Genomic DNA, 24,943 nt, shown 5'->3' with positions numbered 1-24,943 from the left:
GCTCCGCCGGCGGGCCCGGGGGGGTGGGCCACCGGCGGAGACGTCGCGTCCGGGGCGGGGGGATGCCCACGAGCGCTCACGGGTCGCATGCCCCGTAATCCGGGAAGTACGCCCATGAATCGACGGGGCGGTCGGCCGGTAGCGGCTCACTCCGCTGGTACGGAGAGGGGAACGGGGATCCTGAAAGGCGCTGGAACCGGCTTGCCAGGGGTGCCGGTGGCCCGTGGGGTGCGCATGGGGCGTCCGGTACGCATAAGCTCGGTGAATGGCGAAGTACTTCGACGTGCACCCCGAGAACCCGCAGCCGCGCAGCATCGCCCAGATCGCCGACGCGGTGCGCTCGGAAGCACTCATCGCATACCCGACCGACTCCTGTTACGCCCTGGGCTGCCGGCTGGGCAGCCGGGACGGCATGGACCGGATCCGCTCCATCCGCCGTCTGGACGACCGGCACCACTTCACCCTGATGTGCCGGGACTTCGCGCAGCTCGGCCAGTTCGTGCGGGTGGACAACGACGTCTTCCGGGCCGTGAAGGCGTCCACGCCCGGCAGCTACACCTTCATCCTCCCGGCCACCCGCGAGGTGCCGCGCAAGCTGCTGCACCCGAAGAAGAAGACCGTCGGCGTGCGCATCCCCGACCATGTGGTCACCCAGGCGCTGCTGGCGGAGCTGGGCGAGCCGCTGCTGTCCAGCACGCTGCTGCTGCCCGACGAGGAGGAGCCGCTGACGCAGGGCTGGGAGATCAAGGACCGGCTCGACCACGCGGTGGACGCGGTGGTCGACTCCGGCGACTGCGGCACCGAGCCGACGACGGTCGTGGACTTCTCCAGCGGCGAAGCGGAGATCGTACGGCGGGGCGCCGGGGACACCAGCCGTTTCGAGTGAGCGCGCGGCACTCCCGGTACGAGGTTTCGGATCTTGCGTGACAGCATGGGCCGTAGCCGTGGCGTCGTGGGGCCATCGCCGCCCGACGCCCATGTCCCCAGGGAGAATGCCCACCATGACCGATGTCCAGGCAACCGATCTCGACATCACGACCGAGGACGGCGTCGCCGACGCCTACCTCGCCCATCCCGCCGACGGCCGCCCCCGCCCGGGCGTGCTGTTCTACCAGGACGCCTACGGCCTGCGGCCGCACCTGAGGTCGATGGCCGACCGGCTGGCCAGCGCCGGCTACACCGTGCTGGTGCCGAACGTCTTCTACCGCCTCGGCCGCACCCCGGTCGTCGAGCTGCCCGAGTTCATCGACCCGGCCGTCGATCCGGCCATCTGGGAGCGGCTCGGCCCGGTCGTGTCCTCGCTGACCCCCGACCTGATCAAGCGGGACGCGGGCGCCTATCTGCAATGGCTGGCCGACAGCCCGCTGGTCATCGACGGGCCGGTAGCGGTGACCGGGTACTGCATGGGCGCCCGTCTGACCCTGTGGACGGCGGCCGCGCACCCGGACCGGGTCGCGGCCGCGGCCGGCTTCCACGGCGGCGGCCTCGCCACCGACGAGCCGACGAGCCCGCACCTGGGTGCCCCGGACATCACCGCGGAGCTCTACTTCGGGCACGCCGACAACGACCGGTCACTGCCCCCGGAGCAGATCGAGCGCTTCGAGGAGGCCCTGACCGCGGCCGGGGTCCGGCACACCTGCGAGGTCTACCAGGGCGCCCCGCACGGCTACACCCAGGCGGACACCCCGGCGTACGACCGCGAGGCCGACGAACGGCACTGGGCGGCCCTGCTCGACCTGCTCAAGCGCACGTTCTGACACCCGCTCACGGCGCCTGCCGCACGGCGGGCGCCGTGAGCCGGTCTGCTCAGGCATTGACATGCACGCGGCGCAGCACCAGTCTGAGAGCGCTCTCAAACAGGTACGGACCAATATCCGTACGACCCCGACCCCACACGGAGGTAAGGAGAGTGCCTCACACACGCACACACCCGGCGCTGCCCCTGGCGGCCGCCGCGGCCTTGGCCGGCGGAGTGCTCGCCCTCGGTGCCCCGGACCGTGCCGGTGCCGCGGTACCGGACACCATCCCGCTGAGGATCACCAACAATTCGGGCCGCTCCGAGCCGGTCTACGTCTACGACCTCGGCACCCAGCTGTCCTCCGGGCAGCAGGGCTGGGCCGACACGAACGGAAGCTTCCATGCCTGGCCGGCGGGCGGCAACCCGCCGACGCCCGCCCCGGACGCGGCGATCGCCGGCCCGGCCCCCGGACAGTCGACGACCATCCGGATACCGAAGTTCTCCGGCCGGATCTACTTCTCCTACGGCCAGAAGCTCGACTTCCGGCTGACCACCGGCGGCCTGGTGCAGCCGGCCGTGCAGAACCCCTCCGACCCCAACCGGAACATCCTGTTCAACTGGTCCGAGTACACCCTCAACGACTCGGGGCTGTGGCTGAACAGCACCCAGGTGGACATGTTCTCCGCGCCGTACGCGGTCGGCGTACGGCGTTCCGACGGCAGCGTGAGCACCACCGGGCACCTGAAGTCCGGTGGCTACAACGGCTTCTTCAACGCCCTGCGCGGTCAGTCGGGCGGCTGGTCCGGCCTGATCCAGACCCGCTCCGACGGCACGGTGCTGCGTGCCCTGTCACCGCTGTACGGCGTGGAGACCGGCGCCCTGCCGGCGAACGTGATGGACGACTACGTCAACCGGGTCTGGCAGAAGTACTCGACCTCGACGCTGACCGTCACGCCGTTCGCCGACCAGCCGAACACCAAGTACTACGGCCGGGTCTCGGGCGACGTCATGAACTTCACCAACTCCTCGGGCGCGGTCGTCACCAGCTTCCGGAAGCCGGACGCGGACAGCGTCTTCGGCTGCCACAAGCTGCTCGACGCGCCGAACGACAATGTGCGGGGCCCCATCTCCCGTACGCTGTGCGCCGGTTTCAACCGCTCGACCCTGCTGGTGAACCCGAACCAGCCGGACACCTCGACGGCCGCCTTCTACCAGGACACGGTCACGAACCAGTACGCGCGTGCGGTGCATGCGCAGATGGCCGACGGCAAGGCCTACGCGTTCGCCTTCGACGACGTCGGCAACCAGGAGTCGCTGGTCCACGACGGCAGCCCGCAGCAGGCGTATCTGACGCTGGATCCGCTCAGCTGACGTACGAGGTGACATGCGAGGGTCCCGCACCCCGGCCGGCTGCCGGGGTGCGGGACCGTCATGTGTGGGTCAGCCGGTCGTCAGGGCGGTGTCGTCCACGACGAAGCTGGTCTGCAGCGAGGAGTCCTCCACGCCGTTGAACTTCAGGGTGACCGTCTGGCCCGCCAGCGAGGACAGGTCGAAGGTCTTCTGGCTGTAGCCGGAGGCCGCGTTGAGGTTCGAGTAGGTCGCTAGGGTCTTCGAACCCGCGGTCACCGTCAGCTTGTCGTACTGGGTGCTGCTGGTGGTCTCCGAGGTGTCGATGTGCAGGTAGAAGGTCAGGGTGGCCTTGCAGCCCGCGGGGATGGTCACCGACTGGGACAGCGTGTCGGTGTGCGTGGTGCCGTAGCCGTCCAGCCAGGCCTTGTACGAGCCGCCGTGGGCCGCCTCACCGGTGTCGTTGGTGACGACGCCGCTGGTGGCACTCCAGCCGGTGCTTCCGGACTCGAAGCCGGGGTTGCTCAGCAGCTGGGTCGAGGTGCAGCCGCCACCGCCACCGGTACTGACCGTCCAGGTGAAGGTCGCGGTGCCCGTGGCGCCGGTGGAGTCGGTCACCGTCACCGTGGTGTTGTAGGTGCCCGCCGTGGTGGGCGTACCGGTGATCAGTCCGGTGGAGCTGTTGATCGACAGGCCCGCGGGCAGGCCGGAGGCGCTGTAGGACAGGGCTCCGCTGTTCGTGCTGCTCGCCTGGACCTGCAGGCTCACGGCGGTGCCGACGGTCGAGGACTGGCTGCCCGGGTTGGTGACCGTCACTCCGCTGCTCGGCGGGGTGATGTGGCTGCCGACGTTGATACCGGCGAAGGCGTTGCCGACTCCCGCGTACTGCGCGGAGTTGGTGCCGTACAGGGCGGCAGCCGCGTTCAGGGCGGCGGTGCGGGCCCCCGCGTAGTCGGTGCTCGACGTCATGTACGTCGTCAGCGCCTTGTACCAGATCTGCAGCGCCGCGGCCCGGCCGATGCCGGTGACGGCGACGCCGTCGGAGGTCGGGCTGTTGTAGGTCACGCCGTTGATGACCTTGGTGCCGCTGCCCTCGGAGAGCAGGTAGAACATGTGGTTCGCCGGACCCGAGGAGTAGTGCACGTCCAGGTTGCCGACGCCCGAGTACCAACTGTCCGCCGAGGAGCCGTCCTTGCTCGGCTTGTCCATGTAGCGCAGCGGGGTGCCGTCGCCGTTGATGTTGATCTTCTCGCCGATGAGGTAGTCACCGGGATCGGAGCTGTTGTTGGCGTAGAACTCCACGCCGGTGCCGAATATGTCGGAGGTCGCCTCGTTCAGCCCGCCCGACTCACCGGTGTAGTCGAGGCCGGCGGTGTTGGAGGTGACGCCGTGGCTCATCTCGTGGCCGGCCACGTCCAGCGAGGTCAGCGGGTCATTGTTGTTCGTGCCGTCGCCGTAGGTCATGCAGAAGCAGCTGTCGTCCCAGAAGGCGTTGACGTAGTTGCTGCTGTAGTGGACGCGGCTGTAGGCGGCGACGCCGTCGTTGCGGATGCCGCTGCGGCCGAAGGTGTTCTTGTAGAAGTCCCAGGTCTCCTGCGCCCCGTAGTGCGCGTCCGCGCCCGCGGTGGCGGCGTTGGAGTTGGTGCCGTCGCCCCAGGTGTCGTTGCTCTGCGAGAACAGCGTCCCGGTGCCGGAGGTGCCGTGGTTCAGGTTGTAGGTCTTGTGGCCGCCGCGCGACCCGTCGTTCAGCGTGTACGTCGAGCCCGACTGCGTCGTGGTCAGGCTCACCTGCCCGCTGTAGTGGGTGTTGCCCACGCCGGTCTCGATCGCCTGGTACCGGTGCAGCTCCTTGCCCGTGGTGGCATCGGTGATGACGTGCAGCCGGCTGGGCGTGCCGTCGTCCTGGAAGCCGCTGATCACCGTCTCCCAGGCGAGCTTCGGGGTGCCGGTGCCGGCCCAGATCACCTTGCGGGCGCTGTCGGTGGCGGGCTTCTTGGCATCGAGGGACTTGGCGGTCTTCAGGGCCTTGCTCTCGGCGGCCGACTTGCTGAAGGCCGCGGTGGTGGAGGCGACCTTGATCTTGTGCTTGTTGTTGTAGGTGGTGCTCACGGTGCCCGCGGCCAGGGAGGCGGGCGGGGTGTGCACCACGAGGTCGCCGCCGAGGACGGGCAGGCCGGCGTAGGTGCGCTCGTAACGGGTGTGCAGGGTGCCGTCGTTGTCCTTGACGACGTCCTTGACGACCAGCTTCTCCTTGGCGCCGAGGCCAAGGGCGCGGGCCGTCGCGGCGGTCCGCTGCTGGGCGCTCCTGATCAGCGCCTGGTGCTGGGCCGGGCTGAGCCTGGCCTCCAGGCCGCCGGTGCGCAGCGGGCTGGGGTGGGGAGCGGCAGGCTTGGCGGCGGCCGGAGTGGCCTGCATGCCGAGGGTGAGCAAAGCCGCGGTGGAGACCAGGGCGGCTCCGACCGTGGCACGCTTGTGGGGAAGGCGTCTGTGGGGTCTCACTCGTACTCCTCCTGCTGCGGCCGCCGGATCGCGACCGGTGACAGACGGGCAGACGGGTCTGCTGCCCGGGTGAGCTGAGCTGTACGGGACCGTGATCTGTGCACACACCGGGGATGTGAGGTGCGTGGAGGAAGGATTCCAGCCTTGTCTCGCACATGTCAGTCATCTGGAGGTCATTCGAGGGTTTTCCCTATGCCGGTGAGCGGGGGTGGGAAGGGCCGGGATCCTGCGGCGTCGTCGCTGCCAGGTGCCGCCGCAGGAAACGCGCCTGATGCCGCGGCAGGTCGCGTGTGACGTCGGTGCCGATGGGCTGGTGTCCGGCGCCGGGCAGGAGCAGTACCTAGTGCGGCCGACCCGAGGCGAGCAGCACATCGGACAGCCGGAGGGTGTGGGCGGGCGGGACCCTGGGGTCCGCGAGGCCATGGACGAGCAGCAGGGGACGGGTGAGCCGGGGCGCCTCGCGGAGCAGGGAGGCCTCGTACCGCTCGGGGTACGCCTCCGGGTGGCCCAGGAGCCGCTCACGCCAGTGGGCGTCGTAGAGCCGCTGGTCGGTGACGCCCGCCCCGGCCACGGCGGCGCGGAAGACGTCCGGGCGGCGCAGCACGGTGAGCACGGCGAGCGAGCCGCTGAACGACCAGCCACGGATGCCGAGTCGGCGCAGGTCGAGCAGGGGGTGCGCGCGGGCGGCCGCCCGCAGCGCGCTCACCTGGTCGTCGAGCGCGGGCCCGAACAGGTCGCCGGACACCGCGCGTTCCCAGTCCGGCCCGCGCTCCGGGGTGCCCCGGCCGTCGGTCACCAGCACCGCGAAGCGCTCGGCGAACCACTGCGACACCAGCGTCCTCCATCTCACAGACGCACGGTCAGCGCGACGGTCACCTCGTCACCCGGTGCGAGTCCCTCCGGCCGGCGCACGGCGCTCTTGAGCGGCAGCAGATATCCGCCGTCCCTGGGGAAGAGGGACGTGGTGAAGTCCGTGCCGCCGATTCTGGCCTCGACCGGGACCACGCCCCAGCCGTAACTGGCCAGCGCGGCCACGTCACGGATGTCGGCGCACTCCGCGTCCGGCACGGCGACGAAGTAGTACGGCGCCGGACCCCGCCACTCCACGACCCGTCCGGCGAAGGCGAGTTCCACGATCTGCCCCCTTCCGCAAAGGCTCCCCAGCGTACCGGCACACCACCGGAGCCCCGGCTGTTCGGGGTGCCTCGGCGACCCCTGCCGGTCGAGGGCGAGATCGTCGTCCCGCCGAAGTGATCACACGGTTGTCACACCCGCCTGCCAGAATCGGAGAAGGAACCGACGTACGACCGCTGGAGGAGCCCGTGCCGCCCACCGCCCGCCCGCTGCGCAAGCTGGGCTTCCTCACCATCGGCCTGTTCGACCCGGCGGATCCGGCCCGGGGACACGAGTCCACCCTGGAGATCATCGAGCTGGGCGAGCGGCTCGGCTTCGACAGCGCCTGGCTGCGCCACCGCCATCTGCAGTACGGCATCTCCTCACCGGTCGCCGTCCTCGCCGCCGCCTCCCAGCGCACCCGCCGTATCGAGTTGGGCACCGCGGTGACTCCGCTCGGCTGGGAGAACCCGCTGCGCCTCGCCGAGGACCTGGCGACGGTGGACGTCCTGTCCGGGGGCCGGCTGAACCCGGGCGTCAGCGTGGGCCCGCCGATGCACTTCGAGCAGGTCAAGGGCTCCCTGTACCCGGACACGGCCGACGCCGAGGACTTTGGCTACGAGCGGGTGCGACGGCTGCTGGACCTGGTGCGAGGCAAGCCCGCGAGCGACTTCAGCGGGGTCGAGGGATTCGAGGTGTTCAGCGATGCGGTCCAGCCGCACTCCCCCGGACTCGGCCGGCGGATGTGGTACGGCGGCGGGAGCCTCCGCTCGGCGCGCTGGGCGGGCGAGCACGGCATGAACTTCCTGACCAGCAGCGTGGTCAAGGCGGAACAGCCGGACGGCCCATGGGACTTCGCCGAGATCCAGCTCTCCCTCGTCCGGGAGTTCCGCGCCCATCACCCCGACGGCGAGGAGGCCCGGGTCTCCCACGGCCTCGTCGTGATACCCACCGACTCCGCGAGCCCGGAGCAGCGCGCCAAGTACGAGGCGTACGCGGCGAAACGCCTGCCGCGTACGGCCTCCCCGCAGGGTCCGGGCCGACTGCTGTTCGCCCCGGACCTGGTCGGCACCTCGGCGGAGATCGCCGAACGGCTGCGCGCGCACGCCGCGTTCCGGGAGGTGGACGAGGTGGCGTTCGCCCTGCCGTTCACCTTCGAGCACGAGGACTACATACAGATCCTGACGGACATGTCGACGAAGCTGGGGCCGGCGCTGGGGTGGAAGCCGGCGAACTGAGCGCGGTCGGCACCGGCACCGTCCGGCCCCGTCGACCACAGCGGGCGCCCCGGGCCACTAGCCGGCGTCCTGCTCGGCTGTCGCCCTGGGCCCGATTCACCAGCGGCCGGGCTGTGTGCCCACCACCGCCTCCGATCGCCTCCCGTCCACCCCCACCGGTACGTCCCCCGCGAGCATCACCCGGTGCATGATCCGGGGAAAGTCCAGGGGGGCGTTGTCGCTGGGGGCGAGGTGGATGGTGGCCCGGTTGTCCCAGAAGGCGACGCTGCCCGGCTCCCAGCGGAAGCGAACGGTGTACTCGGGGCGCACGGCCTGCTCCAGCAGCATCTCCAGCAGTGCCGCGCTCTCCGGGCGGGAGACAGCGGTGATCTGTTCCAGGTAGTAGCCGTTGACGAACAGCACCCGCTCCCCCGTCTCCGGATGCACCCGGACCAGCGGATGCACCGAGGCCACCTGATGGTCGAGCAGATGCCGCAGGTACGCGTCGTCGCCGGGCCGGGGCTGGTAACCCACGCCGAGTCGGTGCTCGGCGCGCAGCCCGTCCACGAAGGCGCGGACCGGCGCAGACAGGCCGGCATACGCGGCGGCCAGGTTGGCCCAGGTGGTGTCGCCGCCGTAGGGCGGGACGGTCTCGGCACGCAGGATGGTCGCGGCGGGCGGGTCGACCCGGGCGCCGTGGTCGCAGTGCCAGCCGCGCAGCAGGGTGTGCCGACGGCGCCGCAGCCACTCCTCGTGCTCCATGCCGAACCGGCCGCCCAGCTCCAGCCGGTCCGCGGTGGTCTCCACCTCGGGGTGGTCCGCCGGTGAGGCGGTGCCCCGCCGGCCGAGCACGACGGGTTCGCCGAACCGGCGGGCGAAGGCGACATGCCCGGCGTGGTCCAGGTCCTGCCCGCGGAAGAAGACCACCTTCCAGCGCAGCACGGTCTGCCGGATCAGGGCCACCACGGCGTCGTCCAGCGGCCCGGCGAGGTCGACACCGGTGATCTCGGCGCCGATGTGCCCCGCGGCCGGCTTCACCCCCACGCCTGGAACCCTCAGCTCCACACCCTCGGCCCGCTTCGCCTGATCCGCGGTGGCCCTGTGCGTCGTCATGCGCGCTCCCGTGCTCGTCCGAACCGGCCCCACCGAAGATCGTGGCACCCCGGGCCCTCACACGGCGAACTCCCTGATGACCGTGTTCCGGAACACCGCCGGGCCGCCGGCCGCGAAGAGGGCCAACCGGTCGTCCAGCAGGTACGGGAACACCTCGCTGGAGTGCACGTACCTGCCGTCGTCCACGAACATCTCGACCGAGGTGCGGTCCACCAGGATGCGCAGCTTCACCCGGCCGGCGCTCGGGTCGAAGGGCGTGCGGCTCTCCTGCCGGTTGCCGCTGGTGCCGGGGCCCACGGTGCCGCGCCGGTTGAGGAAGGCGTAGTCGCTCCAGACCCCGGCGTCGATGTGCCGCCCACCGTCGGCTGAGCGACGCAACTGCACGCCCGCTCCGGCGAGTTGGGACCAGGTGATCTCCGTCGACAGCTCGTAGGAGATGCCCCTGTAGTCGAGGAGGCGGGAGCCGTCGACGGTCAGATCGCCGAGGTTCACCGTGCGGGAGACGTGGGAGTCGAGCGCGGCAACCGGCCGGGAGGCCAGGTAGTAGCCGCCGGAGGCGGACTTCTTGAGTGTGATCTCGCGGACGATCGAGTCCGTGCCGTTGAAGCCGTCCGCGTCGATCGTGGGTGTGGTGTGGGCGTAGGCCCAGTTGTTGAGCCAGCCGAGGGCGTAGCGTGCGGCCGGGTCCGGTGAGCCGTCCGCCCGCCGTTTCTCGAAGGTGACCGCCGCGTACCAGTCCCAGCCGTGGTCGAGCCACTGCGGGGCCGTGGAATCGGCGGTGAACGAACTGCCGTCGAAGGAGCCGGTCCAGTAGGCGTACGTGTTGGGCTGCCCCGACCCCGTGCCGTCCGCGCTCGCGCCCAGGATCCACTTGGCCGTTCCGTCGTCGGCGGTGATCCTGAACAGGTCGGGGCACTCGAGCACACCGATCCCGTCCTTGACGAAACCGCCCGCGTGCGTCCAGGACTTGAGGTCGGCTGAGTGGTAGAAGCCGATCGTGTTGCGTTCGGCGAGGGCCATCACCCAGCGGTCGTGGTCGTCGTCGCGGATCACCTTCGGGTCGCGGAAGTCGGCGTCCGCGCCCGGACTGGCCAGTACCGGGTCGGTGCCATAGTTGATGAAGGTCCGGCCGCCGTCGGTGGAGTAGTACAGGAACTGCTCCTGGTAGTCGGTGCCGCCGCCTGGTGACATCGTGACGAGCGCGATCACCGCGCCCGCCCCGAAACCGGCCGTGTCGCCGCTGTCGACCACCACCGAGCCCGACCAGACGTCGCCGTTGACGGTGGTGTCCTTGGGTACGGCGATCCCCCGATCGATGAAGGAGACCAGGTCGGTGCTGGTGGCCAGGCGCCAGGCGGTGCCCACCCCGCCGTCGAGGTAGTCGGCGTTGTAGAGGTAGTAGTAGTGGTACTCGCCGTCGATCCAGATCGGGCGCTGGGGGTCGTTCTTCCACTGATCGGGGACGGTGAAGTGATAGCCGGCCCGGTAACTCAGGCAGCTCGACGCCGACTTGGGGTTCGGCTTCGGCCTGGCGGCCGAAGTGGTCGCGGGCAGCAGTGCCGCGCCGGCTCCGGCGGCGGTCGCGGCAAAGAGGGCTCTTCTGGTCGGGCCACGCATCACGCATCGGTCCTCTCGTGACGGTTCATGGCACCAGGACTGTGCGACCTAACTCGTTAAAGGTCAAGCGTTCCCACGCCTTGACAGGGACGTAACACGCTTCACATCATCTGGGGCATCTCAACCTACTAACACGAGTTAGGCACCGTAGATGACCGACTCGCACCTCTCGCGCCGCGCACTGCTGCGGTACGGCGCCTACGGCGCGGGGGCCGCCACCCTCGCCGGTACCGCCGCGAGCTGGGACCGCCTCACCGGAGCGGACATTCCGGGCCGCGACGACGGCTCCCTGGTCGTGGCGACCCTGGGCTCCGCGTTCTCCCCGGACGGAATCCGCGCCCTGGTCGCGGGCTTCCACAGGCTGCACCCCGACATCAAGGTCCGCATCAACGCGGTACAGGCCGTGGACTGGTCGGACTTCTTCGCCAAGATCCTCACGCAGATCGCCGCGGGCACCGCACCCGACCTGGTCTATGTGGCCACCGAGGGAGTTCAGTTGTTCGCCCGGCACCTGGGTGTGCCGCTGGACCGCTGGGTGAAGCGGGACGCGGCGGAACTGAAGGAGTACTTCGCCGACGTCCATCCCTCGCTGGTGGAATCGATGATGTATGAGGGCAGCCTGTATCAACTGCCGATCGAGTTCAACGCGGCCGACATGTACTTCAACACCCAGGTGCTGGAGCGGGCAGGCGCGGACCTCCCGGCGGACGACTGGACCCGGGACGACTTCACCGCGCTGCTGCGCCGGATGAAGAAGGCCAACGACGCGCACTTCACGCCGTACTTCTGGACGAACCGGCTGTGGGGCGGGGTGGTGCCCTGGCTGTTCGCGAACGGCACCAACCTGCTCGCCGAGTCCAAGGCGCCCGGCGGTCGCTGGCTGTGGGACGCCTTCTATCCGGCTGCGCAACGGCAGGGGCGCGGGGGCGGTTTCCGCTGGACGACCCCACAGGCCACGAACGCCCGGGTCGAGGAGGCGTACGACTATCTCGCCGCCCTGATCCAGGAGGGGCTGTGCACCCGGCCGGAGGGCGGCAACGGCCAGAACCTCATCGGCGTCTTCTCCACCGGCCGGGTCGGCGTCACCCCCGCCGGCGGCTTCTGGGCGGGCGGACTGCATCTGGCCGGCATGCGCGACGACGCCTTCGACGTGCGGTACTTCCCGCGCTGGCGCACCCAGCGGCACCAGTTCGGCGCGGCGGGCTACGCGCTGCTGCGCACGTCGAAGAAGCAGGACGCGGCCTGGGAGTTCATCAAGTACTCGGCCCGGCTGGACACGCTGACCGAGCTGTTCTCGACCAACCAGACCACCCCGGCCCGCCGTTCGATGCTGACGGCGGCCCGCTACCGGCAGACCGGGCCGGCGCACTGGCGGGTCTTCTACGACACCCTCGACAAGTTCCCCGACACCGGCCCCATCCCGGCACCGCCGCAGGTCGCCGAGGTGACCCAGGTACTGCTCAAGCACACCGGGACGGCCCTGGCGAGCCCGCGCTCGGTCGAGCCGGCGCTGCGCCGGATGCAGGGCGATCTGGAGAAGGCCATGGAGCGTGACGTATGACGGACACGACGAATGCGACGGACGGGACGACGGACACCCGGTTCTCCGCCGTCCCGGCCCGGGCCGTGACGCCGCGTGCGGCGGACGTGCGGCGCTCGGCCCGCGAACGGGGCACACGGCTCCTGGCGGCGCTGTTCCTGGCGCCCACCGTGGTCGGGATCGTGGTCTTCACGGTCGTACCGATCATCGGCTCGGTCGTGTTGAGCCTGTTCCACTGGAATGTGATCGACTCGCCGAGTTTCGCCGGAACGGCCAACTACCGTGAAGTCTTCACCGATTCGACCGTGTTGGTGTCCTTCCGCAACACGCTCGTCTTCATGGTGCTCGCGGTCGCCGCGCAGCTGCTGATCGCATTGACGCTCGCGCTCACTCTGAACGGGCGGATGCCCGCCTGGCTGCGCTCGGTCTTCCGCTCGGCCTTCTTCTTCCCGCTCGTGCTGTCGGCCGCGTCCATCTCGGTCGTCATGAAGTATCTGTTCAACCAGGACTTCGGAGTGGTCAACTGGCTGATCGGGTTGATCGGGATCGCCCCCGTGCCCTGGCTGACCTCCGAGCACGGCGCGATGGCCACGGTGATCATCGTGTACGTCTGGCAGCAGTTCGGCTTTTCCTTCCTGCTGTTCGTGGGCGGGCTGAACAACATCCCGAAGGAGATCCACGAGGCGGCCGCCCTCGACGGCGCGACCGGTCTGCACAAGCACCTCGCCATCACCCTCCCGCTGCTCTCCCCCACCCTGCTGGTGGCCTCGGTGGTCGGCATCATCAACGCCCTGCAGGTCTTCGAGCAGCCGTATGTGCTCACCGACGGCGGGCCCGGCGACTCCACCCGAACGGTGGTGATGGTCATCTACGAGAAAGCCTTCGAACAGCTGCGGTTCGGCGAGGCGTCCGCAGTGGGCGTGCTGCTGTTCGTGCTGATCATGGCGGTTACCGCCGTCCAGTTCCGGCTCAGCCGGCGTTTCGTCCACTACCAGTGAGCCGGGTGATCCCCTTGAGCCAAGCAACCCTGACGAACCAGGCGGCCCTGACCCTCGGCCGCGCCCGGTACGCGCTCGGGCCGTGGGTGCGGATCGCCGGTCTGACCGTGTGCGCCCTGCTCACGCTCGGTCCGGTCGTCTGGACCGTCTCGACTTCGCTGCGCACGCCGGCGGACTCGTTCAACCTGCCGCCGCGGATCGTTCCGACCCATCCGAGCACGGCCGCGTATCGCGGTGTCTTCGACCAGATCGATGTGTGGCTTCTGGCGCTCAACTCGACCCTCGTGACCGCTTTGATCGCAGTCGGCCAGATGATCACCGCGGGGCTCGCCGGTTACGCGTTCGCCCGGCTCGACTTCCGTTTCAAGAAACCGCTGTTCGGCCTGGTGCTGGCGACCATGATGGTCCCCCTCCAGGTCACGATCGTCCCGGTGTTCCTGGTGCTCAAGTCGATGGGACTGACCGACACGCTCCTCGGTCTGATCATTCCGGCGTTCCCGACCGCGTTCGGCACCTTCCTGATGCGCCAGTACTTCCTCGGCATGCCCAAGGACCTCGGCGAGGCGGCGATGCTGGACGGCGCCGGGCCCTGGCGGATCTTCCGGTCCGTGTACGCGCCGCTTGCCACTCCGGGCCTGGCGATCGTCGGGGTACTCGCCTTCAACTACCACTGGAACGAGTTCTTCCGCCCGCTGATCCTGGAGACCTCCGGCCAGAACTACACGCTCCCGCTGGGCCTGGTGTCCCTGCAGGGCAACCTCGGCACCGGCTCCATCTCCGTCGTCCTCGCCGGTGTCGTGCTGTCGATGATCCCCGCCGTCGCCGTGTTCGTCGTCGGTCAGCGCCCTCTTCGCGAGGGCATCACCTCCGCAGGAGTCAACCGTTGAGCCTCGCACGCCGCACCCCGGACCCGATCGCGCCCCGCTTCCGGGTCCGCCCGCCCGCGGGCTGGATCAACGACCCCAACGGCCCCTTCCGCCGGCACGGCCGCCATCACCTCTTCTACCAGCACAACCCGGCCGCGCCGGTGCACGACAACATCCACTGGGGGCACGTATCCAGCCTCGACCTGGTGCACTGGGAGCACCATCCGATCGCCCTGACCCCGACACCGGGCGGCCCCGACGAGGCGGGCTGCTGGTCGGGCTGCGTGGTGGACGACGGCGGCGTTCCCACGGCCGTGTACACGGGCGTCGACCGCACCCACACCGGCCTCGGCGCCATCTGCCTGGCCCGCGCGGCGGATCCCGACGACGAACGGCTCGTCGAGTGGCGTCCCGTGCCCGAACCCGTGGTCACCGCACCGCCGGCCGGGCTGGACGTGGTGATGTTCCGGGACCCGTTCATCTTCCGGCACGAAGGCCGGCGCTGGGCGCTCGTCGGCGCGGGCCACGCCGACGGCACCCCGTCGGTCCTGCTGTACGACTGCGCGGAGCTGACCGCGTGGCGGTCCGCCGGCGTCCTGCTGGACGGCCACGACCCGGTCGCCGCCGATGCGTTCGGTGACAAGGCGGTCGGCTGGGAGTGCCCGCAGCTGTTCGGGACGAGCGGCGGTGAGCACGTGCTGGTGGTGTCCCTGTGGGACGGGGCTCCCTGCTCCACCGGTTATCTGACGGGCAGTCTGGAGTTGGACGACGACGGCGGCTTGAGGTTCGCAACCCGCGCCGGCGGCCGGCTCGACCAGGGCCGGGACTTCTACGCCCCCGCCGTCCGCCAGGATGACGACCGAGCCCTGATGTGGGGCTGGTCGTGGGAGGCCCGGCAGACGCCGGAGGTGCTCGCGGCGGGCTGGGCGGGCACGCTCACCGCGCCCCGGGTCGTCGACGTGCACCCGGACGGCACCCTACGGGTCGAGCCGGCACCCGAGCTGGAACTCCTGCGCGCCCCGGAGCCGTTCGCGACCGCGCCGGGCCGGGTGCCGCTCCCGGTGTCGTACGACCTCACGGTCACCGCGCACGGTCGTACGACCGTCACTCTGTTGCGGGCGGCGAACCGGGCGCTCACCGTGCGGCTGGACCCTGCGGCGGGCACGGTCGTACTGGACCGCAGTGGCTGGCCCCGCACGGGAGTCGAGGGATCGGCTCCGGTCACGGTGCGGGTGCCTCCCGGCCGGGCCCGCACCGTCCGGGTCCTCGTGGACGGTTCGCTGCTCGAACTGTTCGTCGGGGACCGGGCGACGGTGACCGAGCGGGTCTATCGCCGCCCGGACGACGTCGCGGAGCTGGTGGTCGACGGGGACGCCGAGGTCAGTGCGTGGGAGCAGGTCCCACCGAGGCGCGGCTGACCACGGGGCAGGCCAGCCGCCGTACCGTGGCGGGCGGGGTGCGGCCGGTGCCGATGGCGTCCAGCAGCAGCCGGGCCGCCGCCTCGCCCATCGCCCGGTGCGGCAGCGCGACCGTGGTGAGGGCCGGGGTGAGGAAGGCGGCCATGTGTTCCTGGTCGTCGTAGCCCACCACCGACAGCTCGCCGGGTACGGCGATCCCGAGCCGGGTCGCGGCATGCAGCACGCCTGCCGCGACCCGGTCGTTGTAGCAGAAGACGCCGGTGGGCCGGCGGTGCGGGTCGGTGCCGTCGAGCAGCCGGGCGGCGCCCTCGTGGCCGCCGGTGATCTCGCCTCCGGTGCGCACGACCCACTCCCTGGGCACGGTGACGCCCTCGGCGCGCAGTGCGTCCCGGAAGCCGCGCAGCCGTTCCACGGAGGCGATGTCGTCCTGTCCGCCGACCACGGCGAGCCTGCGGTGCCCGGCCTCCAGCAGCAGCCGCGCGGCCGTGCGCCCGCCGGCCCGCTCGGCGGGGATGACGGCGGGCAGCGAGTCGTCCTCGGGCAGGCAGTTGGCGAGTACGGAGTGGGTGCGGTGCAGGCCCTCGGGGACGCGGACCCGGCGCAGTGACATGGCCGCGTAGATGATGCCGTCGACGCGCCGGTCGAGGAGTTCGGCGACGGCCGCGTCCTCCTTGGCCGGGTCGCCGCCGGAGTCCACGGTGAGCACGAGGTGGTCGCTGTCCCAGGCGGTCTCCATCGCGCCGCGCAGCAGCCGCCCGGCGAACGGGGAGGAGGCGATCTCGTCGGTGACCAGCCCGATCACGGCCGTACGGCGGCGGCGCAGGCCTCGGGCGACCGGGTCGGGCCGGTAACCGAGCTGGGCGGCGGCCTGCCGGATGCGGTCCTGGGTGGCGGGCGAGAGGTTGCCCTCGGCGCGGCCGTTGAAGACGAAGGACACGGCGGTGTGCGAGACGCCGGCGAGCCGCGCGACATCCCGCGAGGTGGGCCGTCCGCCGCCGCCCACGCCGTTGCTGTCCGCGCCGCCGCCCATGCCGTCCGCTGCCCTCTTCCCACCCGTCCGGTTGATCACCGCTCACCCTATCCGTGAGGCTGGAGGGACGACACTGTCGAGGGAAGGTCCCATCGTGAACCGCATTCCGGCGCACACGCTCAACGACGGTACGACGATCCCCGCGATCGGCCTCGGCACCTGGCCACTGGACGACACGGCCGCCGAGCAGGCCGTACGCTCCGCGCTCGACCTGGGCTACCGGCTGGTGGACACCGCGACGAACTATCGCAACGAGACGGGTGTCGGGCGGGCCGTGGCGGGCAGCGGCGTGCCCCGCGAGGAGGTGGTCGTCACCACCAAGCTGCCCGGCCGGCACCACGGCTACGAGGAGACGCTCGCCTCCTTCGAGGAGTCCCGGCGGCGACTCGGCCTGGAGTACGTGGACCTGTATCTGATCCACTGGCCGAATCCCCGGGTCGGCAGGTACGCCGATTCCTGGAAGGCGATGATCAAGCTGCGCGAGGACGGGCTGGTCCGCTCGATCGGGGTCTCGAACTTCACTCCGGAGCACATCACGCGGCTGGAGAAGGAGACCGGGGTGCTGCCCTCGGTGAACCAGATCGAGCTGCACCCGCTGTTCCCACAGGAGGAGCTGCGCGCCTTCCACGCGGACAAGGGCATCGTCACCGAGAGCTGGAGCCCGCTGGGCCGGGGCAGCGATCTGCTGGACGATCCCGCGGTGGCGGAGATCGCCGCGGCGCACGGGGTGACGCCGGGGCAGGTGCTGCTGCGCTGGCATCTCCAGGTCGGCACGCTGCCCATCCCGAAGTCGGCCGATCCGGGCCGGCAGCGCGCCAACCTCGACGTCTTCGGCTTCGAGCTGGACTCCGGCCAGCTCGCGGCGATCGCCCGGCACGCCCCGCACCGGCTCGGCGGCGACCCCGAACGGCACGAGGAGTTCTGAACCGACCGGGCCCCTACTGCTCCTCGATCCGTTCCTGCGCGCTGCCCGGCCGGACACCGTCACCGGCCGGCGCGGCGAGGCTGCCGAGGATGTCGAGCAGTTCGGCGCTGCGGCTGCCGGGCTCGGCGTGGAAGACGACCAGGGTGAGGCCGTCGGTGCCGTCCACGGACAGCTTGTCCGACTGCAGGTCGAGGTCGCCGACCTGCGGATGGGTCAGATGGCTCACCCGGCCGCGGCGGGGCCGTACCTCGTGCCGGGCCCACAGGGTGCGGAAGCGTTCGCTGCGCAGGGACAGCTCGCCGACCAGGTCGCGCAGCCGCGGGTCGTCCGCGTCCGCCCCCGTCTCGGAGCGCAGTACGGCCACGCCCTCCTCGGTGAGGTCCTCCCAGTCCCGGCGCAGCTCGCGCTCGGCCGGGTCGAGGAAGACGGCCCGCAGGAGGTTGACGCCGGGCCGGTAGTTCGGGGTGAGTGCGGTGGCGAGGGCGTTGGCGGCGAGGCAGTCGGTGTAGCGGGTCTGGACGTAGGCGGGGTTGCGCGGCCAGCCGTCGATGAGCTGGAGCAGGCTCGCCGGGACCTGCTGGGTGCGGCGCCCGGAGCGTACGCCTGGGCCGGGCCGGTCCTGGGCGAGGCCGACCAGGTGGGCGGTGGCGTCGGCGTCGAGCCGCAGCACACCGGCGATGGCCTGGAGGACCTGCACGGACGGGTTGCGGTCGCGGCCCTGCTCCAGCCGCAGGTAGTAGTCGGAGCTGATGCCGGCCAGCATCGCGACCTCCTCGCGGCGCAGCCCCGGCACCCGGCGCAGCCCGCCGCCGGGCAGCCCCACCTGCTCGGGCCGCACCAGCGCCCGGCGGGCGCGCAGGAACTCGCCGAGCGCGTTCGTTCGGTCCATGGCCCCACCGTACGGCGGCCCGGCCGGCGGTGACTGGCCCTGCCACTCCCAGGATCGACGGGGCACTGCAACGGCGGGGCCGACGGGCGCAGGGTGGAGAGCGAGGCCGCCGGCAGGTCCGGTGGCCAGGGCATCCTGAGCATCATCTGGAGAGGTACGACATGACTGCACAGCTCGGCGGCACCCTCACTCCGGCCGACGGTCTGGCCCTGACCCGCGTCGGCTACGGCGCCATGCAGCTGGCCGGCCCGCACGTCTTCGGTCCGCCGAAGGACCGTGACCGGGCGGTGGCGGTGCTCCACGCGGTGGTGGAGGCGGGGATCACGCACATCGACACCGCCGACTTCTACGGGCCCGTGGTCGTCAACGAGCTCATCCGGGAGGCGCTGCATCCCTACCCCGAGGAGCTGCACATCGTCACCAAGGTCGGCGCCCGCAGGGGAGCCGACGGCAGCTGGATCCTGTCCCGGCACCCGGAGGACCTGAAGGCGCAGGTCTACGACAACCTGCGGAGCCTCGGCGTGGAGTCGCTGGACGTGGTCAATCTGCGGGTCGGTGACGTGGACACCCCGAACGAGGACTCCCTGGCCGAGCAGTTCGGCGCGCTGGCCGAGTTGCGGGAGCGGGGGCTGATCCGGCATCTGGGGCTGAGCACGGTGACCGCGGCGCAGCTGGACGAGGCGCTGGCGATCGCGCCCGTGGTGACCGTGCAGAACCTGTACAACCTGGCCAACCGGCAGGACGACGCGCTGGTGGAGCGCACGGCGGCCGAGAACATCGCCTTCGTGCCCTACTTCCCGCTCGGCGGCTTCACCCCGCTGCAGTCCGACGCGCTGGCCAAGGTCGCCGCCCGGCTCGGGGCCTCGCCGCAGCAGGTGGCGCTGGCCTGGCTGCTGCGCCGGTCGTCGAACGTCGCGCTGATCCCCGGCACCTCCTCGCCGGAGCACCTGCGGGAGAACATCGCCGCCGCGTCCCTGGTGCTGCCGGACGACGCGGTCGCCGAGCTGGACGGCATCGGGGGCTGAACGGCCCGGTCCGGGGTACCCGGGGGCCCGTGAGACGGTCGTACGGAAGGAGCCTCAGGTGGCAGCGGAGGACCGGCTGCGGACGTACCGCGGCAAGCGCGACTTCGAGCGGACCCGCGAGCCGTCGGGGCAGGAGCCGCGGGCCGGGAGTGACGAGCCGCATTTCGTGGTGCAGATCCATGACGCCAGCCGGATGCACTTCGACTTCCGGCTCCAGTTCGACGACGTCCTGAAGTCCTGGTCGATCCCGAAGGGCCCGTCCACGGATCCCGGGGACAAGCGGATGGCCGTGCCCACCGAGGACCATCCGCTGGAGTACGAGGAGTTCGAGGGCGTGATCCCGAAGGGCGAGTACGGCGGCGGGACCGTGATCGTCTGGGACAACGGCACGTACGAGCCGCTCAGCCACGACCGCAAGGGACGCCCGGTGGACTTCGCTCAGTCGCTGGAGCACGGGCACGCCACCTTCCGGCTGCACGGCAGCAAACTGCGCGGCGAGTACGCCCTGACCCGCTTCCGGGGAGACCAGGGTGAACAGGAGGCCTGGCTGCTGGTGCGCAAGGGGCCGGCGCGGTCGGCCGGGCACGGCACCCCGGATCCCCGGCGGGCCCGCTCGTGCGCACCGGACGCACCCTCGCACAGGTCGCGGCCGACGGCGCGGAGTGAGGGGCGGTGCCGGGGCTGCTGGAGGGGCTGCCGGCCGACCGCCGGGAGCTGTTGCGCCCGGCCGGGCCGGGCACCGAACTCGCCGCGGCCCCGATGCTGGCCACGCTCAGCGACCGGCGGGACTTCGGCGAGGGCTGGCTGTTCGAGCGGAAGCTGGACGGCGTCCGGCTGCTGGCGGTGCGCGAGGGCGACTCGTTGCGGCTGCTCTCGCGCACGGGCCGGCGACTGAACGACACCTACCCGGAGATCGTGGAGGCGCTCGCGGCGCAGGAGTGCACCGACTTCACGGTGGACGGCGAGGTCGTCGCGTTCAGCGGCGGCCGTACCGACTTCGCGCGGCTGCAGCGGCGGTTGGGGCTGACCCGGCGCCGGGACGTCGAGGCGTCCGGAGTCGCGGTGACGTACTACCTCTTCGACCTGCTGCGTCTGGAGGGTACCGACACCCGTCAACTTCCTTTGCGGGTCCGCAAGTCGCTGTTGCGGCGGGCGCTGTCCTTTCGCGCCCCGCTGCGGCTGACCCCGCATCGCAACGCGGGCGGCGCCGAGTTGCTGGCCGAGGCCTGCGGCCGGGGCTGGGAGGGGCTGATCGCCAAGCGGGCCGACGGGCCGTACCGGACGCGCCGGTCCCCGGACTGGCTGAAGCTCAAGTGCTCCCAGGGGCAGGAGTTCGTGATCGGCGGCTTCACCGAACCGGCGGGCAGCCGGGTCGGGTTGGGAGCGCTGCTGCTCGGCTTCTTCGACGGTGACCGGCTGCGGTACGCCGGGAAGGTCGGCACCGGTTTCGACCGGCGCACCCTGCTGGAGCTGCGCGAGCGGCTGGACGGGCTGCGCCGGGACTCCTCGCCCTTCACCGGTGCCGTGCGCGAGGCCCGCGCCCGCTGGGTGCGGCCGGAGCTGGTCGCGCAGATCGCCTTCACCGAGTGGACCCGGGACGGGATGCTGCGGCATCCCCGCTACCTGGGACTGCGCGAGGACAAGCGGCCACGGGACGTGGTCCGGGAGCGCGCGGGGACCTGACACCCGCGATCACGTACGCATACGGATCTTCGAGTTCCGCCCCCAACTCGCCTGCAAGGCGCTTATGTTCACGGCGACACCCCGCTCGCCTCCCGAAAGGGTCCCGCATGCGTACCGCTCTCCGTGCCGCCGTCACCGGCGCGCTGACCGTCGCCACCGTTCTGACCTGCGGCACCGCGCAGGCGACCCCGCCGGGGCCGGGGGTGACGGCCCGGATCATCAGCCAGACCACCATAGGCGGCACCGACTACACCCTGCGGGAGATCACCGTCCCGCCCGGCCAGAGCACCGGTTGGCACTACCACGACGGCCCGCTGTACGGCGTGGTCAGGCAGGGCACCCTCAGCCACTTCGACTCCGGTTGCGCCTCGGACGGCGTGTACCGCACGGGCGCGACGATCCAGGAGCCGGCCGGTGCGGACCATGTCCACATCGGACGGAACCTCGGGGACACCCCGCTCGTGCTCGATGTGCTGTATGTGCTGCCGCACGGCTCCCCGTTCTCGGAGGACGCGCCGAACCCGGGCTGCCCGTTCCAGTGATCGGTGCCGGGCGGACGGTCAGGTGCGGGGCAGCGCCTCCTCGGCCCAGATCGTCTCCGTCGACGTCCCGGTCGCGGTCCTCGACCAGGCCGTCGGTGCAGAGCGCGACGACGGAGCCCCTGGGGCAGTTCCAGCTCCGTCCCCTCGAACGGCAGCCTGCCGGCGCCGAGGGGCGGTCCGGCGCTCATCGGGATGGACCGGGCGGTGCCGCCCGGCAGGACGACGGTAGGGGCCGGATGACCGGCGGCGGGCAGGCTGAGCCGCCGGGAGACACTCGAAGGCCTCGGCGGCCAGGGTGCTGCCGGACGGGCCGGCGGTGAGGACGAAGCCGGTGGGCTCGCCGTCGGCTCCGGTCATGGGGCAGGCGGTGCGGGCCACGTCGATGCGGTGTCCGTCACGGTGGCGCAGCGCGACGGTGCCGGCCCGCGCGGCGAGTGTGTCGTCCGGGATGTCTCCGGCGAGCAGCCCGGCGGCGGGCCGGCCCACGACGTCTTCGGCCGGGTGGCCCGTGTATGCCCATGGATGTTCCGATCGGTCCCGCGCATCGAGCGCGCGGGTGTCCCCGTCCGCCCTGCGGGGCGGGCCCCGTTCAGCCCTGGTGGGCGCGCAGGGCGGCGAGAGCCCGGTCGGCGTGGGTGTTCATGCGCAGTTCGCTGCGGACGACCTCCAGCACCGTGCGGTCCTGGGCGATCACGAAGGTGACGCGCTTGGTGGGGGCGAGGGAGAAGCCGCGCTTGACGCCGAACCGCTCGCGGACCGTGCCGTCGGCGTCGGAGAGCAGCGGCATGCCGAGGCCGTGCCGTCCGGCGAACTCCTGCTGCTTGTCGACGCTGTCGCCGCTGATGCCGACGGGCTGGGCGCCGACGGCGGCGAACTCGGCGGCGAGGTCCCGGAAGTGGCAGGCCTCGGCGGTGCAGCCGGGGGTGAGGGCGGCCGGGTAGAAGAAGAGGACCACCGGCCCCTCGGCCAGCAGCTCGGTGAGCCGGCGGGTGGTGCCGGTCTCGTCGGGCAGGGCGAAGTCCTCGGCCTTGTCCCCGACCTCGATGCGTTCCGTCATGAGCGTCCTTCCTCGTTCCGGGCGACTCCCCGGGCCCACAGCACCAACGGCACCTGCAGCGGCAGCCGTGCGAGGGCGGCGGTCCGCAGCGGCGCGGGCCGGTGCCGCCAGTCCACGGCCATCTGCAGGTTCGCCGGGAGCACCCCGACGAAGAAGGCCGCGGCCGCCTTCGCGGCGACCGCGCGTGTCCGGGGGGCGGCGATCCCGGCCGCCAGGGCCAGCTCCACGGCGCCGCTGCCGTACGTCCATGCCCTGGGCGAGCCCGGCAGCGCACGCGGTACGAGCCCGTCGAAGGGGCGCGGTGCCGCGAAGTGGGCGACCCCCGCCGCGGCCAGCAGGCCGGCGAGCAGCAGGGGCGAGCGTTCGGACCGGGGCACGGTTCCTCCTCTGGTGGCCTGCCGCCGGATACTACTGGACGGTAGGCGCAGGGGTGACCCGTTGCGAAAGGACGCCGGCCGTCACACCGTGGTCACGGCGTCGTCCGCCTCCCGGCCGGAGTCCTCCTCGGTCGTGTAGGCGAGGAAGTCGTCGACCATGCGGTGGAACAGGGTCGCCATCTGCCGCAGATCCTCCGGCCGCCAGTCGGCGAGGGCGAGCTGCATGCCCCGGGCCCCGGCCTCGCGGACCCGGTCGACGGCGTCCCGGCCCGCGTCGGTCAGCTGGATGCGCTGGGCGCGCCGGTCGACGGGGTCCGGGACACGCGTGACGTATCCGGCCCTCTGCAGTTGCTGCACGGTCCGCGTGACATGGGAGGCCTCCACGCCGAGGCGCTGCGCCAGCTCCCCCGGGCGCAGCGCCTCGGAGTCGGCGATCTGCCGCAGCAGGGCCACCGCGGCCCGGTCCAGCGGCACCCCGGCCAGCACCATCAGCCGCTCGTGCTGCCGGGCTCGGGTGCCGAGGTAGGTGATGCGCGTCAGGGCGCGCTCTATCTCGGTGACCTCCGGGGACGCGACGGGCAGGTCGGACAGCGATTCCGCGGGCATGCCCGCAAGTTTACCGGCTCGTTGCGTGAGTCAAGTAAATTCCCCTCCCGGCTCCCGGTCTTCCCACGACGGCCGGCCGCCCGCGGACATGGCCGCGTGTCGTACGGACCTCCCCCGGGCGGGAGCGTGCTGGAATCGGCGAGTCCACCCGCCGAGGAACACCGGAGGAATGCCATGGCCTTCGCCGTCGTCGCCCAGTACGAGTGCGCTCCCGCCGACGCCGACACCGTGCGCGACGCGCTGCGCAAGATGCGCGAACTGGTCCCGTCGGAACCCGCGAACCTCGCCTACGAGGCGCACGAGGTCGTCGACCGGCCAGGAGCGTTCGTGCTGTACGAGCGCTACACGGACCGCGCCGGCTTCGAGGCGCACAAGGAGACGGACCACTTCGCGGAGCTGATCCGGGGAACGGTGTTCCCGCTGCTGAAGGAGCGGAGCATCACGTTCACCGAGACCCTCTGACCGCCACGGATGCCGCGGGTGCCCCCGGGAGACGTCACCCGGACGCGCCGGAGACGGCGGGACGCCTCCCCGCCGCGGACCGGGCGGACCCGCCGGTGCCATGGGCGTCCGTCCCGCGGGACGTCCCGGCCGTCCCTGGGGACGCCGGAACGGCATTCCGGCGGCTTGTCACGGAAACCCTGGCTGTCGTGATCACTGCTCGTGGTCACGCGAACGACAGCCGGAGGTTTCCATGATCCGACGGAGTCTCAAAAGCGGCTTGCTGGCCACGGTGGCGGTGCTCGCGTTCCTGCCCACGGCGGCCGGTGCCGGCACGGCGGACGCCGCCGCACCGCGCCCGGTTCCCAGCGCCACCGCGCACCACACCCACCATGCCCAGCACCGCACCCACCGCACCGGCCGGCGCGTCCACCATCGCAGGCACGTCACCCACCGCCGGCACCACCGCGTCCACCTCCGCACCCACCACAGCCACCGGGTGCACCGGATCCACCGCCTCACCGCCCGGCGGGCGGCGTACCGCTTCATGCCCCAGACCGCGGCCTACCGCCTCGTCATGCACGCGGCGCCGTACCGACTCGCCGCCCACCGGATGCAGTACCGGTTCGCCGCACAGTGGATGGCGCACCGCCACCTTCAGCCACTCACCGGCCGCGTCGCCACCCGCCACGCCCCGCTCAACGTCCGCTCCGGTCCCGGCACCGGCTACCGGGTGATCGGCCACCGGCAGACGGGCCGGCTCCTGGTCCTCACCTGCCGGACGCGCGGCTCCTGGGTGTACGGGAACCGCACCTGGTACCGGCTGCCGCACCACGCGGGCTACGTCTCTGCACACTACGTCCGCGCGGCCCGCCCTCTCCCCTGGTGCTGACGGCCCTTCA

At 71.5% G+C, this 24,943-nt stretch carries 24 protein-coding genes and 2 pseudogenes; 15 read left to right on the top strand and 11 right to left on the bottom strand.

The genetic code is table 11. The features are described from left to right. Nucleotides 1-265 precede the first annotated feature (265 nt). From ACZ5NH_RS00245 to ACZ5NH_RS00235, 3 genes are all read left to right on the top strand, one after another. Nucleotides 266-886 (top strand): L-threonylcarbamoyladenylate synthase, encoded by a 621-nt coding sequence (locus tag ACZ5NH_RS00245; RefSeq protein WP_388629393.1) that lies wholly within the window; start codon nt 266-268, stop codon nt 884-886. Between the two features lie 115 nt (nt 887-1,001). After that, nucleotides 1,002-1,757 (top strand): dienelactone hydrolase family protein, encoded by a 756-nt coding sequence (locus ACZ5NH_RS00240; RefSeq protein WP_468772021.1) that lies wholly within the window; start codon nt 1,002-1,004, stop codon nt 1,755-1,757. Between the two features lie 152 nt (nt 1,758-1,909). Next, complete coding sequence (locus ACZ5NH_RS00235) at nt 1,910-3,109, top strand: glycoside hydrolase family 64 protein (protein WP_468772019.1); 1,200 nt, start codon at nt 1,910-1,912, stop codon at nt 3,107-3,109. Nucleotides 3,110-3,178: 69 nt separating this feature from the next. Here ACZ5NH_RS00235 and ACZ5NH_RS00230 read toward each other — a convergent pair whose 3' ends face one another. From ACZ5NH_RS00230 to ACZ5NH_RS00220, 3 genes are all read right to left on the bottom strand, one after another. After that, entirely contained in the window at nt 3,179-5,584 is a 2,406-nt protein-coding gene (locus ACZ5NH_RS00230) for a M4 family metallopeptidase (RefSeq protein WP_468772018.1), read from the bottom strand. Between the two features lie 340 nt (nt 5,585-5,924). Then, nucleotides 5,925-6,434 carry a prolyl oligopeptidase family serine peptidase gene (locus ACZ5NH_RS00225; RefSeq protein ID WP_468772016.1) on the bottom strand — a complete coding sequence of 170 codons (510 nt, stop codon included), beginning with the start codon at nt 6,432-6,434 and terminating at the stop codon, nt 5,925-5,927. Then, nucleotides 6,431-6,718 carry a DUF1905 domain-containing protein gene (locus tag ACZ5NH_RS00220; protein ID WP_388629378.1) on the bottom strand — a complete coding sequence of 96 codons (288 nt, stop codon included), beginning with the start codon at nt 6,716-6,718 and terminating at the stop codon, nt 6,431-6,433. The genes ACZ5NH_RS00225 and ACZ5NH_RS00220 overlap by 4 nt, the downstream gene beginning before the upstream one ends. A 188-nt stretch (nt 6,719-6,906) precedes the next feature. Between ACZ5NH_RS00220 and ACZ5NH_RS00215 the strand changes: the two genes are divergently transcribed. Next, nucleotides 6,907-7,935, top strand: coding sequence for an LLM class flavin-dependent oxidoreductase (locus ACZ5NH_RS00215; protein ID WP_468772014.1), 1,029 nt, complete (start codon nt 6,907-6,909; stop codon nt 7,933-7,935). Nucleotides 7,936-8,031: 96 nt separating this feature from the next. On the opposite strand, the gene ACZ5NH_RS00210 is transcribed toward ACZ5NH_RS00215, so the two are convergent. Together ACZ5NH_RS00210 and ACZ5NH_RS00205 are read right to left on the bottom strand one after the other, a co-directional pair. Continuing rightward, nucleotides 8,032-9,027 (bottom strand): TauD/TfdA dioxygenase family protein, encoded by a 996-nt coding sequence (locus tag ACZ5NH_RS00210; protein WP_468772012.1) that lies wholly within the window; start codon nt 9,025-9,027, stop codon nt 8,032-8,034. A 57-nt stretch (nt 9,028-9,084) separates the two neighbouring features. Then, nucleotides 9,085-10,644, bottom strand: a complete 1,560-nt coding sequence (locus ACZ5NH_RS00205) for a glycoside hydrolase family 32 protein (protein WP_468772010.1) — start codon at nt 10,642-10,644, stop codon at nt 9,085-9,087. A 151-nt stretch (nt 10,645-10,795) separates the two neighbouring features. Here ACZ5NH_RS00205 and ACZ5NH_RS00200 point away from each other — a divergent pair, with 151 nt between their 5' ends. Genes ACZ5NH_RS00200 through ACZ5NH_RS00185 form a run of 4 tightly spaced genes read left to right on the top strand, consistent with a single transcriptional unit; the run spans nt 10,796 to nt 15,466 of the window. Continuing rightward, the gene (locus tag ACZ5NH_RS00200) at nt 10,796-12,205 is read left to right on the top strand and encodes an extracellular solute-binding protein (RefSeq protein WP_468772009.1); all 1,410 of its coding nucleotides are present in this window, start codon (nt 10,796-10,798) and stop codon (nt 12,203-12,205) included. Then, nucleotides 12,202-13,182, top strand: coding sequence for a carbohydrate ABC transporter permease (locus ACZ5NH_RS00195; protein ID WP_468772008.1), 981 nt, complete (start codon nt 12,202-12,204; stop codon nt 13,180-13,182). The genes ACZ5NH_RS00200 and ACZ5NH_RS00195 overlap by 4 nt, the downstream gene beginning before the upstream one ends. A gap of 14 nt (nt 13,183-13,196) precedes the next feature. Continuing rightward, complete coding sequence (locus tag ACZ5NH_RS00190; RefSeq protein WP_468772006.1) at nt 13,197-14,069, top strand: carbohydrate ABC transporter permease; 873 nt, start codon at nt 13,197-13,199, stop codon at nt 14,067-14,069. Beyond that, a complete protein-coding gene (locus ACZ5NH_RS00185; protein ID WP_468772004.1) occupies nt 14,066-15,466 on the top strand; it encodes a glycoside hydrolase family 32 protein in 1,401 nt (466 codons plus the stop codon). Before ACZ5NH_RS00190 ends, ACZ5NH_RS00185 begins: the two co-directional genes overlap by 4 nt. Here the strand turns inward: ACZ5NH_RS00185 and ACZ5NH_RS00180 are convergent. Beyond that, complete coding sequence (locus ACZ5NH_RS00180) at nt 15,429-16,496, bottom strand: LacI family DNA-binding transcriptional regulator (protein WP_468772648.1); 1,068 nt, start codon at nt 16,494-16,496, stop codon at nt 15,429-15,431. The two genes, ACZ5NH_RS00185 and ACZ5NH_RS00180, sit on opposite strands and share 38 nt — an antisense overlap. 94 nt (nt 16,497-16,590) lie before the next feature. On the opposite strand from ACZ5NH_RS00180, the gene ACZ5NH_RS00175 reads away from it, so the two are divergent. Then, a complete protein-coding gene (locus ACZ5NH_RS00175; RefSeq protein WP_468772003.1) occupies nt 16,591-17,421 on the top strand; it encodes an aldo/keto reductase in 831 nt (276 codons plus the stop codon). Between the two features lie 13 nt (nt 17,422-17,434). On the opposite strand, the gene ACZ5NH_RS00170 is transcribed toward ACZ5NH_RS00175, so the two are convergent. Then, a complete protein-coding gene (locus ACZ5NH_RS00170) occupies nt 17,435-18,310 on the bottom strand; it encodes a helix-turn-helix domain-containing protein (protein ID WP_468772001.1) in 876 nt (291 codons plus the stop codon). Nucleotides 18,311-18,471: 161 nt separating this feature from the next. Between ACZ5NH_RS00170 and ACZ5NH_RS00165 the strand changes: the two genes are divergently transcribed. The 4 genes and pseudogenes from ACZ5NH_RS00165 to ACZ5NH_RS00150 all read left to right on the top strand — a co-directional run bounded on the left by ACZ5NH_RS00165 (nt 18,472) and on the right by ACZ5NH_RS00150 (nt 21,560). Further along, nucleotides 18,472-19,335, top strand: a complete 864-nt coding sequence (locus ACZ5NH_RS00165; RefSeq protein WP_468772000.1) for an oxidoreductase — start codon at nt 18,472-18,474, stop codon at nt 19,333-19,335. Between the two features lie 58 nt (nt 19,336-19,393). Then, nucleotides 19,394-20,001, top strand: a pseudogene (locus ACZ5NH_RS00160) (DNA polymerase ligase N-terminal domain-containing protein). Nucleotides 20,002-20,007: 6 nt separating this feature from the next. Then, a complete protein-coding gene (ligD, locus tag ACZ5NH_RS00155; RefSeq protein WP_468771998.1) occupies nt 20,008-21,018 on the top strand; it encodes a non-homologous end-joining DNA ligase in 1,011 nt (336 codons plus the stop codon). Nucleotides 21,019-21,125: 107 nt separating this feature from the next. Next, nucleotides 21,126-21,560 carry a cupin domain-containing protein gene (locus tag ACZ5NH_RS00150; RefSeq protein ID WP_468771996.1) on the top strand — a complete coding sequence of 145 codons (435 nt, stop codon included), beginning with the start codon at nt 21,126-21,128 and terminating at the stop codon, nt 21,558-21,560. 58 nt (nt 21,561-21,618) lie between these two features. Here the strand turns inward: ACZ5NH_RS00150 and ACZ5NH_RS00145 are convergent. The 4 genes and pseudogenes from ACZ5NH_RS00145 to ACZ5NH_RS00130 all read right to left on the bottom strand — a co-directional run. Continuing rightward, nucleotides 21,619-21,832, bottom strand: a pseudogene (locus tag ACZ5NH_RS00145) (SpoIIE family protein phosphatase); the annotation flags it as partial. A 317-nt stretch (nt 21,833-22,149) separates the two neighbouring features. After that, on the bottom strand, nt 22,150-22,617 hold the full coding sequence (locus tag ACZ5NH_RS00140; RefSeq protein ID WP_468771994.1) for a peroxiredoxin: 468 nt from the start codon (nt 22,615-22,617) through the stop codon (nt 22,150-22,152). Beyond that, nucleotides 22,614-22,994: a DoxX family protein gene (locus tag ACZ5NH_RS00135; protein ID WP_388629353.1), complete on the bottom strand. Its 381-nt coding sequence runs from the start codon at nt 22,992-22,994 to the stop codon at nt 22,614-22,616. Before ACZ5NH_RS00135 ends, ACZ5NH_RS00140 begins: the two co-directional genes overlap by 4 nt. An 81-nt stretch (nt 22,995-23,075) precedes the next feature. Beyond that, complete coding sequence (locus ACZ5NH_RS00130; RefSeq protein WP_468771992.1) at nt 23,076-23,600, bottom strand: MarR family winged helix-turn-helix transcriptional regulator; 525 nt, start codon at nt 23,598-23,600, stop codon at nt 23,076-23,078. Between the two features lie 174 nt (nt 23,601-23,774). On the opposite strand from ACZ5NH_RS00130, the gene ACZ5NH_RS00125 reads away from it, so the two are divergent. Then, nucleotides 23,775-24,062 (top strand): putative quinol monooxygenase, encoded by a 288-nt coding sequence (locus ACZ5NH_RS00125; protein WP_388629348.1) that lies wholly within the window; start codon nt 23,775-23,777, stop codon nt 24,060-24,062. Nucleotides 24,063-24,294: 232 nt separating this feature from the next. Next, nucleotides 24,295-24,933 carry a hypothetical protein gene (locus tag ACZ5NH_RS00120; RefSeq protein WP_468771990.1) on the top strand — a complete coding sequence of 213 codons (639 nt, stop codon included), beginning with the start codon at nt 24,295-24,297 and terminating at the stop codon, nt 24,931-24,933. The last annotated feature ends 10 nt before the right edge of the window (nt 24,934-24,943 follow it).

The organism is Streptomyces sp. NPDC031426 (genome assembly GCF_055581585.1).
This window is presented reverse-complemented; position numbering and strand designations above follow the sequence as displayed.